The organism is Escherichia sp. TW09308 (assembly GCF_000208565.1).
GTDB classification, from domain to species: Bacteria; Pseudomonadota; Gammaproteobacteria; order Enterobacterales; family Enterobacteriaceae; genus Escherichia; species Escherichia marmotae.
The window spans coordinates 870,825-888,132 of the sequence record NZ_AEME01000001.1 but is presented as its reverse complement, the minus strand read 5'-3'; the positions used below and the strand labels follow the sequence as shown (position 1 = coordinate 888,132).

Annotated in this window: 16 protein-coding genes; 14 read left to right on the top strand and 2 right to left on the bottom strand. The window is 48.2% G+C overall.

Going from position 1 to position 17,308, the window contains the following annotated elements:
* Positions 1 to 181: 181 nt before the first annotated feature.
* Together metJ and ESM_RS0104460 are read left to right on the top strand one after the other, a co-directional pair.
* Complete coding sequence (metJ, locus tag ESM_RS0104465) at positions 182 to 499, top strand: met regulon transcriptional regulator MetJ (protein WP_000852812.1); 318 nt, start codon at positions 182 to 184, stop codon at positions 497 to 499.
* A gap of 209 nt (positions 500 to 708) precedes the next feature.
* Positions 709 to 1,317, top strand: a complete 609-nt coding sequence (locus tag ESM_RS0104460; protein WP_000702320.1) for a YiiX family permuted papain-like enzyme — start codon at positions 709 to 711, stop codon at positions 1,315 to 1,317.
* Between the two features lie 33 nt (positions 1,318 to 1,350).
* On the opposite strand, the gene pgtP is transcribed toward ESM_RS0104460, so the two are convergent.
* Positions 1,351 to 2,736, bottom strand: coding sequence for a phosphoglycerate transporter PgtP (pgtP, locus tag ESM_RS0104455; RefSeq protein ID WP_000949936.1), 1,386 nt, complete (start codon positions 2,734 to 2,736; stop codon positions 1,351 to 1,353).
* 361 nt (positions 2,737 to 3,097) lie between these two features.
* On the opposite strand from pgtP, the gene ESM_RS0104450 reads away from it, so the two are divergent.
* From ESM_RS0104450 to pgtA, 4 genes are all read left to right on the top strand, one after another.
* The gene (locus ESM_RS0104450) at positions 3,098 to 3,364 is read left to right on the top strand and encodes a hypothetical protein (protein ID WP_000945736.1); all 267 of its coding nucleotides are present in this window, start codon (positions 3,098 to 3,100) and stop codon (positions 3,362 to 3,364) included.
* A gap of 157 nt (positions 3,365 to 3,521) precedes the next feature.
* Positions 3,522 to 4,754 (top strand): ABC transporter substrate-binding protein, encoded by a 1,233-nt coding sequence (locus tag ESM_RS0104445; RefSeq protein ID WP_010376577.1) that lies wholly within the window; start codon positions 3,522 to 3,524, stop codon positions 4,752 to 4,754.
* Complete coding sequence (locus ESM_RS0104440; protein WP_194314693.1) at positions 4,691 to 6,718, top strand: ATP-binding protein; 2,028 nt, start codon at positions 4,691 to 4,693, stop codon at positions 6,716 to 6,718. Before ESM_RS0104445 ends, ESM_RS0104440 begins: the two co-directional genes overlap by 64 nt.
* Before the next feature lie 2 nt (positions 6,719 to 6,720).
* Positions 6,721 to 8,001, top strand: coding sequence for a two-component system response regulator PgtA (pgtA, locus tag ESM_RS0104435; RefSeq protein WP_000132598.1), 1,281 nt, complete (start codon positions 6,721 to 6,723; stop codon positions 7,999 to 8,001).
* Between the two features lie 70 nt (positions 8,002 to 8,071).
* Here the strand turns inward: pgtA and rpmE are convergent, their stop codons facing one another.
* Positions 8,072 to 8,284, bottom strand: a complete 213-nt coding sequence (rpmE, locus tag ESM_RS0104430) for a 50S ribosomal protein L31 (RefSeq protein ID WP_000710770.1) — start codon at positions 8,282 to 8,284, stop codon at positions 8,072 to 8,074.
* 203 nt (positions 8,285 to 8,487) lie between these two features.
* Here rpmE and priA point away from each other — a divergent pair, with 203 nt between their 5' ends.
* The 8 genes from priA to ESM_RS0104390 all read left to right on the top strand — a co-directional run bounded on the left by priA (position 8,488) and on the right by ESM_RS0104390 (position 17,190).
* Positions 8,488 to 10,686: a primosomal protein N' gene (priA, locus tag ESM_RS0104425; protein WP_001517517.1), complete on the top strand. Its 2,199-nt coding sequence runs from the start codon at positions 8,488 to 8,490 to the stop codon at positions 10,684 to 10,686.
* A 191-nt stretch (positions 10,687 to 10,877) separates the two neighbouring features.
* Positions 10,878 to 11,870: a DNA-binding transcriptional regulator CytR gene (gene cytR, locus ESM_RS0104420; protein WP_194245949.1), complete on the top strand. Its 993-nt coding sequence runs from the start codon at positions 10,878 to 10,880 to the stop codon at positions 11,868 to 11,870.
* 91 nt (positions 11,871 to 11,961) lie between these two features.
* On the top strand, positions 11,962 to 12,921 hold the full coding sequence (gene ftsN / locus ESM_RS0104415; protein WP_000068823.1) for a cell division protein FtsN: 960 nt from the start codon (positions 11,962 to 11,964) through the stop codon (positions 12,919 to 12,921).
* A gap of 92 nt (positions 12,922 to 13,013) precedes the next feature.
* Positions 13,014 to 13,544 carry an ATP-dependent protease subunit HslV gene (gene hslV, locus ESM_RS0104410; RefSeq protein ID WP_000208242.1) on the top strand — a complete coding sequence of 177 codons (531 nt, stop codon included), beginning with the start codon at positions 13,014 to 13,016 and terminating at the stop codon, positions 13,542 to 13,544.
* Positions 13,545 to 13,553: 9 nt separating this feature from the next.
* A complete protein-coding gene (gene hslU, locus ESM_RS0104405) occupies positions 13,554 to 14,885 on the top strand; it encodes an HslU--HslV peptidase ATPase subunit (RefSeq protein ID WP_001293343.1) in 1,332 nt (443 codons plus the stop codon).
* A 66-nt stretch (positions 14,886 to 14,951) separates the two neighbouring features.
* Positions 14,952 to 15,878 carry a 1,4-dihydroxy-2-naphthoate polyprenyltransferase gene (menA, locus tag ESM_RS0104400; protein WP_010376573.1) on the top strand — a complete coding sequence of 309 codons (927 nt, stop codon included), beginning with the start codon at positions 14,952 to 14,954 and terminating at the stop codon, positions 15,876 to 15,878.
* 92 nt (positions 15,879 to 15,970) lie between these two features.
* Positions 15,971 to 16,456, top strand: coding sequence for a ribonuclease E activity regulator RraA (rraA, locus tag ESM_RS0104395; RefSeq protein WP_000872908.1), 486 nt, complete (start codon positions 15,971 to 15,973; stop codon positions 16,454 to 16,456).
* A 59-nt stretch (positions 16,457 to 16,515) separates the two neighbouring features.
* The gene (locus ESM_RS0104390; RefSeq protein WP_024257663.1) at positions 16,516 to 17,190 is read left to right on the top strand and encodes a hypothetical protein; all 675 of its coding nucleotides are present in this window, start codon (positions 16,516 to 16,518) and stop codon (positions 17,188 to 17,190) included.
* Positions 17,191 to 17,308: the final 118 nt, after the last annotated feature.

Genomic DNA, 17,308 nt, shown 5'->3' with positions numbered 1-17,308 from the left:
TTGCGTATAGATTGAGCAAATCAGAAATTGCCGTTAAAATTACATGCATTATCACGCTGACAGGCGCATTACACGATGTCACGGTAGCGCCTGTACGGTAAACTATGCGGGTTTATGACCAGTAACCTTATTAATTGTACGGTCTGGTCTCAATTTATTGACGAAGAGGATTAAGTATCTCATGGCTGAATGGAGCGGCGAATATATCAGCCCATACGCTGAGCACGGCAAGAAGAGTGAACAAGTCAAAAAGATTACGGTTTCCATTCCTCTTAAGGTGTTAAAAATCCTCACCGATGAGCGCACGCGTCGTCAGGTGAATAACCTGCGTCACGCTACCAACAGCGAACTGCTGTGTGAAGCGTTTCTGCATGCCTTTACCGGGCAACCGCTGCCGGATGATGCCGATCTGCGTAAAGAGCGCAGCGACGAAATCCCGGAAGCGGCAAAAGAGATCATGCGTGAGATGGGAATTAACCCGGAGACGTGGGAATACTAAAGCGGAAAAGAGCGGCGTGGGGAGTGCTGCCAAAGGCAAAATCGCCTGATGCGCTACGCTTATCAGGCCTACGTCATATTGCAATCTATTGAATTTGCACGAACTTGTAGGCCGGATAAGGCGTTCACGCCGCATCCGGCATAAACAACGAGCACGTTGTCAGCGGCTCAGATCTAACCCACCGCCTTTTTATACATGGACGTTTAACGATGAAAATCAGGCTACTCATCCCCAGCCTGCTGGTTTCTGCGCCAGCCTTTGCCTGGCAGCCACAAACCGGCGACATCATCTTTCAGATCTCTCGCTCATCGCAAAGTAAAGCGATCCAACTGGCGACCCATTCCGATTACAGCCATACCGGTATGCTGGTGATACGCAATAAAAAGCCCTACGTCTTTGAAGCCGTCGGCCTGGTGAAATACACCCCGCTGAAGCAGTGGATCGCCCACGGTGAAAAGGGCAAATACATTGTGCGCCGTGTTGAAGGCGGGCTGAATACCGAACAACAGCAAAAACTGGCGCAAGCGACAAAACGTTATCTTGGTCAACCATATGACTTCAGCTTCTCGTGGAGCGACGATCGCCAGTATTGTTCAGAAGTGGTGTGGAAGGTGTATCAGAACGCGCTGGGAATGAGCGTGGGCGAGCAGCAAAAACTGAAAGAGTTCGATCTTAGCAACCCGCTGGTCCAGGCGAAGCTCAAAGAACGCTACGGCAAAAATATCCCGCTTGAAGAAACGGTGGTTTCACCACAGGCCGTTTTCGATGCGCCACAACTCACTACCGTCGCTAAAGAATGGCCGCTGTTTTCCTGGTAATGGGCCAATCACCTCGTGACTGGCCCCCAAAATCTAATTTTTATTGGTCTGAAGCTCTTGCGAAAACGCAGCCACGTCATTTTGACGCTGTCGTTCCATAGCGACCGCGCCAAAGTGCGTTAGCGTACAGAAAATAATGCAACAGATAACACCAGCAAGCAGAAGATAAAAACCGCCATCCCAACCTACCTGATCGACCATAACACCAAATAAACTTGTACCAAGCGTTGCGCCAAGAATATAACTCATAAAACCACGCAAACCGACTGCGGAACCCACGGCAAAACTGGGGACAATTTCCATTGTCTGCACAGAAGCCAGGAACTGCGGAACATAGATAAGGCAGCCTACGCAAGCAGCAAAAATGGTAATAGAGAGCAGTGAGTCGCTTTTCCAGTAGCCCAGCAGGCAGAAGAAAATCAATACCATACTGATAATCGCGGGTGGCATACGGCGACCATGAAATAATTTATCACTCAACCAGCCAGCAAATAACGTCGTTGGAATAGCCGCCCATTCAAAAATTAAAAATGCCGTGCTCATTTCAGTCTTCGTAAAATGTTTCACGCTTAACAGGTAAATGGGCAACCAACTGATAATTCCGAAACGCACCATATAGACAAAAACATCAACGAAAGAGACGAACCATGCATTCTTGTTTTTTAGCACATAGGTACAAAAAATTTGCCAGGCAGTCATATCTTCTGGCGCACGATCATCTTTTGCTTTAATGCTGACGTCGTCCGGAACAATTTCGCTTAATGGTGGTAAACCTTCACTTACGGGAGAACCTTTACCTGTCATCAGCACGACTATAGCAATGACAACTGATACAATCGCTGGAACAACATACGTTGCTATTTTCCAGTGTTCAGTACCCAATACGGCAAATGCACCACCAACAATCGGAGCAACAATACCGCCCCCCACATTGTGCGAAATATTCCAGACCGCACCGACGATGCCCCGTTCTTTACGAGGGAACCAGTTGGCTATTGTAATAAACGAAGGGCCAACGCCCATCCCTTGAAAGAGGCCATTCAGAATGACAAGTCCCGCAAACATCCAAAAAGCAAAACTAAAACCAAGCGCCACGTTAACGAGGGCGCAAAGAACTAAACCCACAGCCATATAGACTTTAGGATTAGCTTTGTCTGCCAGGCTACTCATTACCCCTTTACTAATACCATAGGCGATTAGCATACAACTGCTAAGTAGCCCTATTTGAGTCGCAGACAGATTAAGATCTTGTTTTAAATAAGGTGTGGAGAGAACAAAGTTATTCCTGACAATATAATACGAAAGATAACCGATAAACACGCTAAATAGCGCCTGCATACGATAACGATTATAGGTATTCTTTATTTCACTTTCAGGAACCTTATGTGTTGCCACTTGAGGTTTCAATAGAGAAAGCATACATCACCTTCCAGTTCATAGAGTTATTTTAAACAGCAATGCTAGTTGCTACTCTCTGATGAGTATTTCAAAAGCCCTTGCTTCATTGGTTTTGAAGATAGTGAAGCAAGAGAGTTTAAGTTACAATACAAGGCAAATGAGTCAAAATTGACTCAAAAATACAAATATCATGTTCCATTTCTTTCCCATTTTCACATCCCAAAATAGAATTCGGCTCTTATTTAAGTCTTAACGGGTTACAACAGCCCCAATATAAAAATAATTCCTTTTATTAATTTTTTCAGTTTTTGATGTCAGTCACATATTTTGTATCTATACACGTGATCATTGAAGATACTTGATTTTACCCTATCGGAGGATCATGCTGCGCAACATGAAAGTTTTCATCACCGCTCAACAACAAGGAGGACTTAAACATTTTCATGATATCCTTCATGACAAGCACATTTGCGCTCGAATTAAAGCCATTCTTCCGGCGCATGAAGGCTGGCGCAAAGAAACAATAGAATCCGGTCATAACCTGAATCCGATAGCGCAAGTGTGGAAATTAATTACCGAGCATACCCATAACAACCGCTATTTCCGCAAGATACACGTGTTCAGAGGTGCAATATTGATCTTTTTTTAACAAACGCTTCCGGATATAGTGACGCTGACTACATCCAAATTAATGATAATTTCCGATACTGACACAAGTGTCTTGCTGTTCATTGAGTATATTAGCGAACGGATAATGATATGAATTACAGCGTAAGAGTTTTTCTCTCGTTAATAGGATTTTTGACATGATTCGTATTATACAACGAACACTAATCTGTTGGCTTTTATGCGTCAACGTCACCTCAGCACAAGAGCTGGTGATTGCTACAACGCTTTCTTCGGAAGCGACAGAGCACATTATCAGTCAATGGCAAAAGCAACCCCTGGCAACCCAAATCCGAACGCTCAACCGAACCAGTGCATCCATTGAGCGCCTGCTTGAAAATCCATTGGGTGAAAATATTGATCTGGTATTGAGTTCATCCCCCATGTTGCTACAGCGGTTACAAAGTAAAAACCTGCTCCAGCCATTTAATAATCAGATAGAAACAAGCAGAAAGTTAGTCCCCGACTCTATTCGGTCAACCACCGTTGCAGTTGCAGTATCGGGCTATGGCATCCTGATCAATGTAGCGCATCTGGAAGATAAAAATGAGCCAGTACCTACTTCATGGAAGGAATTAAGCAGGTCACGTTATCAAGGAACCTTATTAATGAGTAGCCCTTCGCGTTCAGATACCACTCATCTGATGATTGAAGATCTCCTGCAACAACAAGGATGGAATAACGGCTGGAGCACACTACTGAAAATAGGCGGCAATCTCGCGACCATTTCATCACGTAGTTTCGGTGTAGCAAATAAGATCAGCACAGGGTTGGGAGACGCTGGTCCGATAATCGACAATTACGCTAACGTACTGCTTAATAATTCAACCTTACGTTTCAGTTATTTCCCAAACTCTCGCGCAGCACCTATGTTTATTGCTATCACAAACGGCAGTGAACATTCACAGGAGGCGGGTCGTTTTATTAATTTCTTATTGAGCCCGGAAGGACAACAAGCATTGAGCGATTCTGACTCAGGAAAATATCCGGTATACCCACTGCCCTCCGGCACTCCTCTCGCGGAGCAACAACTACGATTATTTTCCTCTCCTTCCCTTGATTATCCGTTGATTATGCAACGCCAAAAGCTCGTGCAATTGTTATTTGATAATGCGATTACTTTTCGCCTTACCGAACTTCAAAACACCTGGAAATCATTATATGCCGCAGAACATCGGCTTAAGCGTAAATTGCCAGATGTGCGCGCATTATTAACAGCCGTTCCTGTTACCCCACAACAGGCTATTAATTCCATGTATCTGCAGCAATTCGAACTGCAATCAGGCTTTCGTGAAGCTCAGATCATGGCATGGCAGCAGTTTTTCCTGCATCAACAGCAATTAGTGAACATGCAACTCGAGTCATTAAAGTGAAACAACTACATACTATAGGGACGAGCTTACGCCTCGCCTTTGTTTTTAGTGCCGTTCTTACGCTATTCGTTAGCGTAGTTAGCCTCTATTCGTGGTATGAACAAAATTCTCAGGTTCGCTACGCGCTTGATGATTATTTCCCGCGGATTCAGGCTTCATTTCTTTTTGAAGAAAACCTTACCGCATTGGTAAATGAATTCAATGAGCTACAACAGACAACCAATACCGTTAATCGTCTTCAGGTGAGAGAACAAATTGAACAACGGCTGCAAAAAATTAAGGCCATTAATCCCCATCTTGATTCAGTACATCAAAATGCGCTTAACCAACAGGTTGCCAGTAGTCACAGATTGCTTAGCAAGCTCGATAGCGCGGTGAATAACAACAATCAAGAAAAAGGAAAACTCGACGTTATATCCTCAAGAGTTAACTGGTTACATGATGATTTCAATAATGAGCTTAACTCTCTGACTCAGGATTTAAGTTGGCAACAATCGTCATTGCTCAATCAACTCAGCCAACGAAAAGATCTGCACGAAAATCAGGATTTGCAAAATGCTCAACAAACTATTCAAAAAGAATTACAACTTGTTTTCGAACTTTCACATATAGAAACCCAGATCGTCAGCACACTGAAGGAGATGCTTAACACACATAGTGGAGATATAGATTCGTTAAAACAACATATTCAATACCTGAATTTTTTGAAGCACAGCATTGACGAAAATGTGAGATCGTTATCGTCTTATTCCAGTACCATCACATTACATCAGACGGTTTATTCCTTGTGGGAGCTTGGTACTCAACAAAATTATCTGCCCGGAACCCTCGCTGCCTGGCAGCAAGCTCAACAGACCCTCATGAGTACTATCGGGGATAAAGAGCGTGTATTTACGCAAATACGCAACCAATTAGAAACTCAATTAGGAAATAGCCATCAACAACTACAAACATTCAATCTACGATTGGAAAAAATAATGCAAATCAGCGGGCTACTGATTTTGTCGGCTATGGTTACCGCCTTGCTGTTCGTCATTCTGGTAAATTACCTCTACATTCGTCCCAGAATGATCCGCCGATTTCAGTTACTGAATGATGCCGTCGTCAAGTTAAGCAATGGTGAACTCGATGCTGATATCCCTGTCTCCGGCAACGATGAACTTGGGAGAATTGCCAACCTGCTCCGCCAGACCATTGAACAAATTAATCAACAACAACGTCAACTGGAGCAGGAAATATGCGATCGAATAGCGACTGAAAAAAACCTTCGTACTGCACAAAGTGAATTGATCCAAACCGCAAAACTGGCCGTAGTCGGGCAGACAATGACAACACTGGCACATGAAATTAATCAACCACTTAATGCATTATCTATGTATCTGTTCAGTGCCAACCGCGCTTTAGAACAACAAGACGTTGGTTTGGTAAAAAATTATATCGTCACTATGCGATCGCTGGTCGAACGCATGGATAACATCGTTAAACGACTGCGCAACTTCGCCCGCCGTCGTGATAGTGAATTAGCTGGCGGCGCAATCAATTTACAGCAGGTAATTTATTCATCCTGGGAACTTCTGGCATTGAAACATCGACCACTGAAAGCCTCTCTTCACTACCCGGATCATTTCCCTGCTGTGTATGGCGATGATGTTTTAATTCAACAAGTTTTAGTTAATTTATTTACCAATGCCCTGGAAGCCTGTCTGGAAGAACCGCCCACAATAACCATTAACTTTGAAGAAGAAGCCACCACTGTAACGCTATATATTGCTGACAATGGAAAAGGCTGGCCTGTGCTTCTGGCTGATCGACTATTAACACCTTTTACCACTGACAAAGCTGTAGGTTTGGGTATTGGCCTTTCGATTAGTCATTCTATTATGCGTCAGTGCCAGGGAGAGTTACATATCGCGTCTACTCTCGACCACCATGCGCTGGTTATTCTACGTTTCAGGAAGCTTTAAGCATGACAGACACTCACCCAACAATACTGTTAATTGATGACGATAATGATGTTCTGCAAGCCTACAGCGCTCTCTTACAGCAAGAGGGTTATGTAGTATGTACCTGTAGCAACCCTTCAGAGGCCCTACAATTGCTGCAAAATACCTGGGAAGGCATCGTTGTGTGCGACGTTTGCATGCCAGATATTTCAGGCATTACGCTGCTGGAAAAAATAACGCTGATCGACCCTAATCTTCCTATTCTGATGATCACCGGTCATGGCGATGTTCCTATGGCCGTTGAAGCGGTAAAAAAGGGAGCGTGGGATTTCCTGCAAAAACCGGTCAATCCGGAACAATTTCTATCACTTATCGAAAAAGCACTGGCAGAGCGTGAAGCTTATCTGGAACAAAAAAAATGGCGACACACTCAGTTTAATCGACACTTAATCGGTAACAGCGGCTGGATCCGCCAGACACGCCAACAACTTGAAACACTGGCAGAAACCGATCTTCCCGTCTGTTTTTACGGCGAACCGGGTACAGGGAGAACATTAGCTGCTCATTATCTTCATCAATTTAGTTCTCGCAAAGAAAGACCTTTAATTGAACGCACACTCAGCGCTAATAGTCAGCAACCGTTGGAAGAATGGGTGAAAGAGGCAGAAGGTGGCACGCTGTTATTAAAAGAACTTGAACATTTAACACAAGAAAATCAGCGTCTCTTGATTCAACTCCAGGAACGCCCACAGGATCGATCGTTTCGTCTGATGGTTGTTAATCAAAGCCCTCTGGCTGAACTGGCCGCCGCACAGAAAATCATTCCCGCATTGTATTTTCTTTTTTCACTCACCCACATTGAATGCCCACCACTAAGCCAACGACCGGGGGATATTGAACCTATTTTTCACCATTATCTGACACTCACCTGTAAACGATTAAATCGCCAACAGCCGTTGCTGGGAAAAACGTTTTATAAACGGCTGATGGCGCGTGCCTGGCCGGGTAATATCATTGAATTGGTGAATGCAGCAGAACTGGTTGCAGTAGGTGTTTTAATGCTGGACGATTCGGTCAATTTGCAGATGATGGAGACTGATCCAGCACCGCTGGATGAACGAGTAGAAAGTTATGAAAGACAAATAATTATTGATGCTCTCAACTTCCACCAGGGTCGTATAAACGACGTTGCAGATTACTTTCAGATACCCAGAAAAAAGCTGTATTTGCGCATGAAAAAATACGGTATCGATAAAATGGATTTTCGCGATGAAAGGAAAGATAAAAAAACACAAACTCAATGAGTTATGTTGCTGATGAAAGTTTTCAGACACAAAAAAAGCGCCGTGCGGCGCTTTTTTCGGAAATCCGGTCTTATTTGCTGCCCGGGATGCTGAAACGCTTGTTGAAGCGATCAACACGGCCACCGGTAGCAACATCACGCTGTTTGCCAGTGAAGAACGGGTGGCACTTGCTGCACACGTCGAGGTTCAGGTCATGACCAACGGTGGAGCGGATTTTCATTACGTTACCGCAAGAGCAGCTAGCAGTAATTTCTTCGTATTTCGGGTGAATATCTTTTTTCATGGGAAAACCTCGGTTTAAGGCCGCGTCGCTCTTCCAGCCCTAACGCCAGACACCACGCGATGTTTAAAGTATAGTTTCAATACGATCATTTCGTATCAAAGGCGCCGAATCATACAGAAATTAACCAGCGTATGCAAACTGATCCGCACTCCTCTACGGCAATGTGTATACTGTTCCACCGAATTTCAAGTCAGGATGATGCTATGCCCGTTGCCCACGTTGCCTTGCCCGTTCCGCTTCCTCGTACCTTTGACTATCTGCTGCCTGAAGGCATGACGGTTAAAGCCGGGTGTCGCGTGCGCGTGCCGTTTGGCAAACAGCAAGAACGCATCGGGATTGTGGTGTCGGTTAGCGACGTTAGCGAGTTGCCACTCAACGAACTGAAAGCGGTGGGAGAAGTGCTGGACAGTGAGCCGGTGTTTACTCACTCCGTCTGGCGATTACTGCTATGGGCGGCGGATTACTATCATCATCCGATTGGCGATGTGTTATTTCATGCCTTGCCGATTTTACTGCGCCAGGGGCGACCTGCGGCGAACACGCCAATGTGGTACTGGTTTGCCACCGAGCAGGGCCAGGCGGTGGATATCAACAGCCTGAAACGTTCGCCAAAACAGCAGCAAGCGCTGGCAGCATTGCGGCAAGGGAAAATCTGGCGCGACCAGGTCGCCACTCTCGAATTTAATGATGCCGCACTACAGGCGCTGCGCAAAAAAGGTTTGTGTGAACTGGCAAGCGAAACGCCAGAATTTAGCGACTGGCGAACGGGCTATGCCGTTTCTGGCGAACGTCTGCGGCTGAATACTGAACAAGCCACCGCCGTTGGCGCAATTCATAGCGCGGCCGATTCTTTTTCTGCCTGGCTGCTGGCGGGCGTCACCGGTTCCGGTAAAACGGAAGTCTATTTAAGCGTGCTGGAAAACGTTCTCAGCCAGGGCAAGCAGGCGCTGGTAATGGTGCCGGAAATCGGCCTGACACCGCAAACTATCGCCCGTTTTCGTGAACGATTTAACGCCCCCGTGGAAGTTCTGCATTCTGGTCTGAACGACAGCGAACGCCTTTCGGCGTGGCTGAAAGCGAAAAATGGCGAAGCAGCGATTGTGATTGGTACGCGTTCCGCACTGTTTACGCCATTTAAAAATCTCGGCGTGATTGTCATCGACGAAGAGCATGACAGTTCCTACAAGCAGCAGGAAGGCTGGCGCTATCATGCCCGCGACCTGGCGGTATATCGCGCGCACAGCGAGCAAATCCCGATCATTCTCGGTTCGGCAACGCCTGCATTGGAAACGCTATGCAACGTGCAACAGAAAAAATATCGCCTGCTGCGCCTGACACGTCGGGCGGGTAATGCGCGTCCGGCAATTCAACACGTGCTGGATTTAAAAGGTCAGAAGGTGCAGGCGGGGCTGGCTCCAGCGTTAATCAGTCGTATGCGCCAGCATTTACAGGCCGACAACCAGGTTATTCTCTTTCTTAATCGCCGTGGTTTTGCGCCTGCGCTGCTGTGCCACGACTGCGGCTGGATTGCCGAATGCCCACGTTGCGATCACTACTACACGCTGCATCAGGCACAGCAACATCTGCGCTGCCACCATTGCGATAGCCAGCGCCCGGTGCCGCGCCAGTGTCCGTCCTGCGGCTCTACGCACCTGATGCCGGTGGGGCTGGGCACTGAGCAACTTGAACAGACGCTTGCGCCGATGTTCCCTGGTGTAGCCATTTCACGTATCGACCGCGACACCACCAGCCGTAAAGGCGCGCTGGAGCAGCAACTGGCGGAAGTGCATCGCGGTGGCGCGAGGATTTTGATTGGTACGCAAATGCTGGCGAAAGGTCACCACTTTCCGGATGTCACGCTTGTGGCGTTACTGGACGTCGATGGCGCGCTATTTTCTGCCGATTTTCGCTCAGCAGAACGTTTTGCCCAGCTTTACACTCAGGTCGCTGGTCGTGCGGGGCGTGCAGGTAAACAGGGTGAGGTGGTGCTGCAAACACACCATCCGGAACATCCTCTGTTGCAAACGTTGCTCTATAAAGGCTACGACGCCTTTGCCGAACAGGCGCTGGCCGAACGGCGAATGATGCAACTGCCACCGTGGACCAGCCATGTGATTGTGCGCGCAGAAGATCATAATAATCAGCACGCACCGCTGTTCCTGCAGCAGTTGCGCAATCTGATCCTCTCCAGTCCGCTGGCGGATGACAAACTGTGGGTTCTCGGCCCGGTTCCGGCACTGGCACCCAAACGAGGCGGTCGCTGGCGCTGGCAGATCTTGTTGCAACACCCTTCCCGCGTGCGCTTGCAGCACATCATTAATGGCACTCTGGCGCTTATCAACACAATACCGGATTCACGAAAAGTGAAATGGGTGCTGGATGTCGATCCCATTGAAGGCTAAACCGCTCACGATGCGAGGCGGATCGAAAAATTAAATATTCATCACACTTTTCATGAAAATTCTGTAACCGTTTTCACGCACTATCTGCTAAAAATGTTGCCGATATGAAGTAAACATGGATGTAGTACGCCTGACGTGCCAGGCGAGGAGTGAGTGTGAAAGCGAAGAAGAAGCAGGAAACTGCCGCAACCATGAAAGACGTTGCCCTGAAAGCAAAAGTCTCTACAGCGACCGTTTCCCGAGCATTGATGAATCCCGATAAAGTCTCCCTGGCCACTCGTAATCGGGTTGAAAAAGCCGCTCGGGAAGTGGGTTATTTACCACAGCCAATGGGACGTAACGTTAAGCGTAATGAGTCCCGTACAGTTCTGGTAATTGTCCCGGATATCTGTGATCCCTTCTTTAGCGAAATTATTCGCGGTATCGAAATTACGGCGGCAAGTCACGGATATCTGGTGCTGATTGGTGACTGCGCACATCAAAATCAGCAGGAAAAAACCTTTATCGATTTAATCATCACCAAGCAAATTGATGGCATGTTGCTGCTGGGTTCAAGGCTGCCGTTTGATGCCAGCATAGAGGAGCAACGTAATCTGCCGCCTATGGTGATGGCGAACGAATTTGCGCCGGAGCTGGAGCTGCCGACGGTTCATATCGACAACCTGACCGCGGCATTCGATGCGGTAAATTACCTGTATGAACAGGGACATAAACGGATTGGCTGTATTGCTGGTCCAGAAGAGATGCCGCTGTGTCACTATCGCCTGCAAGGCTACGTTCAGGCGCTGCGTCGCTGCGGAATTATGGTTGATCCGCAATATATCGCCCGAGGCGATTTCACCTTCGAAGCCGGAAGTAAGGCCATGCAACAGTTGCTCGACCTTCCGCAGCCGCCTACTGCCGTCTTCTGTCATAGCGATGTGATGGCGCTCGGCGCACTTTCACAGGCCAAACGTCAGGGGCTGAAAATCCCTGACGACCTTTCCATCATCGGTTTTGATAACATCGACCTGACGCAATTCTGTGATCCGCCGCTGACAACCATTGCGCAGCCGCGTTACGAAATCGGTCGGGAAGCTATGCTGTTATTGCTTGATCAAATGCAAGGGCAAACGGTCGGCAGTGGCTCACGTTTAATGGACTGCGAGCTTATTATCCGGGGATCGACGCGCACATTGACTTAAAGTAAACCTTTAAGACTTCCGTGACTGGTCAAAGGCCCGCCGCTTAAGTAACATGGCGGGCTGACGAACGAATAAATACAGCGAAACGATAGTGGCACAACGAGATTATGTACGCCGCAGCCAACCGGCACCTTCGCGGCGAAAAAAGAGCACCTCACGGAAAAAGCAACGAAATCTGCCTGCGGTTTCTCCCGCAATGGTCGCTATTGCTGCCGCCGTTCTTGTGACCTTTATCGGTGGTCTGTACTTCATTACGCATCACAAGAAAGAAGAGTCCGAGACGCTGCAAAGCCAGAAAGTGACCGGAAATGGACTACCTCCGAAACCGGAAGAACGCTGGCGTTACATAAAAGAGCTGGAAAGTCGCCAGCCTGGTGTGCGTGCGCCAACAGAACCTTCTGCCGGTGGTGAAGTGAAAACGCCGGAACAACTGACACCGGAACAGCGCCAGCTTCTTGAGCAAATGCAGGCCGATATGCGCCAGCAGCCAACGCAGCTAATTGAAGTTCCGTGGAATGAGCAGACGCCGGAACAGCGCCAGCAAACGCTACAACGCCAGCGTCAGGCGCAGCAGTTAGCAGAACAGCAACGTCTGGCCCAGCAGCCACGTGCGACAGAACAAAGCTGGCAGCAACAGACACGTACTGCGCAAGCCGCGCCAGTACAGTCTCAGCCGCGGCAGTCTAAACCTGCGTCCACTCAGCAACCGTACCAGGATCTGCTGCAAACGCCTGCGCATACTGCTGCACAGCCGAAACCACAGCAGGCTGCGCCCGTTGCTCGTGCCGCAGACGCGCCAAAACCGACGGCAGAGAAAAAAGATGAGCGCCGCTGGATGGTACAGTGCGGTTCGTTCAGAGGCGCGGAACAGGCAGAGACGGTGCGTGCTCAACTGGCGTTCGAAGGTTTTGACTCGAAAATTACCACCAACAATGGCTGGAATCGTGTGGTCATTGGCCCGGTGAAAGGCAAAGAAAACGCAGACAACACCCTCAATCGTTTGAAGATGGCGGGTCACACAAACTGTATTCGGCTCGCCACCGGGGGTTGAAACCCTCAAAATCTCCCCCATCTATAATTGCATTATGCCCCGTACTTTTGTACGGGGTTTGTACTCTGTATTCGTAACCAAGGGGTCAGCTCGTGACAACTATAGTAAGCGTACGCCGTAACGGCCATGTGGTCATCGCTGGTGATGGCCAGGCCACGTTGGGCAATACCGTAATGAAAGGCAACGTGAAAAAGGTCCGCCGTCTGTACAACGACAAAGTCATCGCGGGCTTTGCGGGCGGTACTGCGGATGCTTTTACGCTGTTCGAACTGTTTGAACGTAAGCTGGAAATGCATCAGGGCCATCTGGTTAAAGCTGCCGTTGAACTGGCAAAAGACTGGCGTACCGATCGCATGTTGCGCAAACTTGAAGCACTGCTGGCGGTCGCGGACGAAACTGCATCGCTTATCATCACCGGTAACGGTGACGTTGTGCAGCCAGAAAACGATCTTATTGCTATCGGTTCCGGCGGCCCTTACGCCCAGGCGGCGGCGCGCGCGCTGTTAGAAAACACTGAACTTAGCGCCCGTGAAATTGCTGAAAAGGCGTTGGATATTGCAGGCGACATTTGCATCTATACCAACCATTTCCACACCATCGAAGAATTAAGCTACAAAGCGTAAGGATCTCCCATGTCTGAAATGACCCCACGCGAAATCGTCAGCGAACTGGATAAGCACATCATCGGCCAGGATAACGCTAAGCGTTCTGTGGCGATTGCACTGCGTAACCGCTGGCGTCGCATGCAGCTCAACGAAGAGCTGCGCCATGAAGTGACCCCAAAAAACATCCTGATGATCGGCCCGACCGGCGTCGGTAAAACTGAAATCGCCCGTCGTCTGGCGAAGCTGGCGAATGCGCCGTTCATCAAAGTTGAAGCCACCAAATTCACCGAAGTGGGCTATGTCGGTAAGGAAGTGGATTCTATTATTCGCGATCTGACCGATGCCGCCGTGAAAATGGTACGCGTCCAGGCTATCGAGAAAAACCGTTATCGCGCTGAAGAACTGGCAGAAGAGCGCATTCTCGACGTGCTAATCCCTCCGGCCAAAAACAACTGGGGACAGACCGAACAGCAGCAGGAACCGTCTGCAGCACGTCAGGCATTCCGCAAAAAACTGCGTGAAGGCCAGCTCGATGACAAAGAAATCGAGATCGATCTTGCCGCAGCACCGATGGGCGTTGAAATTATGGCACCTCCGGGAATGGAAGAGATGACCAGCCAGTTGCAGTCTATGTTCCAGAACCTGGGTGGTCAGAAGCAAAAAGCGCGTAAGCTGAAAATCAAAGACGCCATGAAGCTGCTGATTGAAGAAGAAGCGGCGAAACTGGTGAACCCGGAAGAGCTGAAGCAAGACGCTATCGATGCCGTTGAACAACACGGGATCGTGTTTATCGACGAAATCGACAAAATCTGTAAGCGCGGAGAATCTTCCGGTCCGGATGTTTCTCGTGAAGGCGTTCAGCGCGACCTGCTACCACTGGTAGAAGGTTGCACCGTTTCCACTAAACACGGGATGGTCAAAACTGACCACATTCTGTTTATCGCTTCTGGTGCGTTCCAGATTGCTAAACCGTCTGACCTGATCCCGGAACTGCAAGGTCGTCTGCCGATCCGCGTTGAGCTGCAGGCACTGACCACCAGCGACTTCGAGCGTATTCTGACCGAACCGAATGCCTCTATCACCGTGCAGTACAAAGCACTGATGGCGACTGAAGGCGTAAACATTGAGTTCACCGACTCCGGTATTAAGCGCATCGCGGAAGCCGCATGGCAGGTGAACGAATCTACCGAAAACATCGGTGCACGTCGTTTACATACCGTTCTGGAGCGTTTGATGGAGGAGATCTCCTACGACGCCAGCGATTTAAGCGGTCAAACTATCATCATTGACGCAGATTATGTGAGCAAACATCTGGATGCGTTGGTGGCAGATGAAGATCTGAGCCGTTTTATCCTATAATCGCGTTCAATCATTTTCATCATTGTTTGATGGGGCTGAAAGGCCCCATTTTTATTGGCGCGTATTATGACTGAACAACAAATTAGCCGAACTCAGGCGTGGCTGGAAAGTTTACGACCTAAAACCCTCCCCCTCGCCTTTGCTGCAATTATCGTCGGGACGGCGCTGGCATGGTGGCAAGGTCACTTCGATCCGCTGGTCGCTCTGCTGGCACTGATTACCGCCGGGCTGTTACAGATCCTCTCTAACCTCGCCAATGATTACGGTGATGCCGTTAAAGGCAGCGACAAACCTGACCGTATCGGACCACTACGCGGGATGCAAAAAGGGGTCATTACCCAGCAAGAGATGAAACGGGCGCTCATTATTACCGTCGTGCTCATCTGTCTCTCCGGGCTGGCACTGGTTGCAGTGGCGTGCCATACGCTGGCCGATTTTGTCGGTTTCCTGATTCTTGGCGGGTTGTCGATCATTGCCGCTATCACCTACACCGTGGGCAATCGTCCTTATGGTTATATTGGCCTTGGCGATATTTCCGTACTGGTGTTCTTTGGTTGGTTAAGCGTGATGGGGAGCTGGTATTTGCAGGCGCATACCCTGATTCCGGCGTTGATCCTTCCGGCTACAGCATGTGGCCTGCTGGCTACTGCGGTACTGAACATTAATAATCTGCGTGATATCAATAGCGACCGCGAGAATGGCAAGAACACGCTGGCTGTACGCTTAGGTGAAGTGAACGCACGCCGTTACCATGCCTGTCTGCTGATGGGGTCACTGGTGTGCCTGGCACTGTTTAATCTCTTTTCGCTGCACAGCCTGTGGGGTTGGCTGTTCCTGCTGGCGGCACCGTTGTTAGTGAAACAAACCCGTTATGTGATGCGTGAAATGGACCCGGTGGCGATGCGTCCGATGCTGGAACGCACTGTTAAAGGGGCATTACTGACTAACCTGCTGTTTGTTTTGGGGATATTCCTAAGCCAGTGGGCAGCATAACTGACAAATATCAATTAACAATTGATGATTTTGCCAACAACCCACATAGCGCGATATACTGAAAATTCTCGCAGCAACTGAATGTTAAGCCTATGAAATACGATACTTCCGAGCTTTGTGACATCTATCAAGAAGATGTCAACGTCGTGGAACCGCTGTTCTCCAACTTTGGTGGACGGGCGTCGTTTGGCGGACAAATCATCACGGTAAAATGTTTCGAGGACAACGGGTTGCTGTACGATCTGCTCGAACAGAATGGCCGTGGTCGTGTTCTTGTCGTCGATGGCGGTGGTTCTGTTCGTCGCGCACTGGTCGATGCTGAACTGGCGCGTCTGGCGGTACAAAATGAATGGGAAGGCCTGGTCATTTATGGTGCAGTGCGCCAGGTAGATGATCTGGAAGAGCTGGATATCGGCATCCAGGCGATGGCCGCAATTCCGGTCGGTGCCGCTGGCGAAGGCATTGGTGAAAGCGATGTCCGCGTCAATTTTGGCGGCGTCACCTTCTTCTCCGGTGACCATCTCTATGCCGACAATACCGGGATTATTCTTTCTGAAGATCCGCTGGATATTGAATAAGTATCTGCCATGCGTTAAAAGGGGAATTAAATTCCCCTTTTTTATACATGGACGCATTCATGCGGAATATTATTCTTTTATTTATATATTTATTACTTATAGCCGTTAACCATTTCCGCTACAAATTTCTTTTATCTGGCAACGCGGGTGAAATGATTTTATATTTTGCTAACGTATTTTTTAACCCACTTGCCTTATCATTTATTATCGCCACAATCATCTGTATAACGATAAAAAAAAGAAACAGCCGCAGCTTTATTCGCGGCACTTGTTGGTTAATGGGATTATTTCTTATCTATAGCAGCTATACGGTGTGGGAACGACACAGCATATGGGATTATACTTTCCCGGAGCCAGGTATCACCGTCACGGTTCCGAGCAAACAGTGGGTTGCCAATATAGTAAAACAAGGACCAACCCTGGTGACCCGGGATGCCCATGCTATTTTAGCTATTGTTGCCTTCTCACAAAATGAACTCGGTGTGCATTCAATCGAGGAACTTACCGCGACTCAAAACGGAACTGCAGAAATGCATGTTTGTGATGTTCAGGGATTTGCCTGCGCTTATCAGGAAGGAGTGCAAACAATGAGTGATGGCAAAGTAAGACATGCTATTTTCATGACTCTACTGGATAACACTAATTTGATACAACTGGTCGCAGCTATCGACCCAGATTATTTGGACGAATATCAAGAAGAAGTAATGAAAATGATGCTTTCTGCTCGTCAATGATCTGATGTGCATGTTAATAATAATGGATTGATATGAGATACGTTATCTTATTAATACTATGGATAATAACTGTTTTTCTTAGTCATCTTCAGCACAGTAACTTGCTTACTGGAGATCC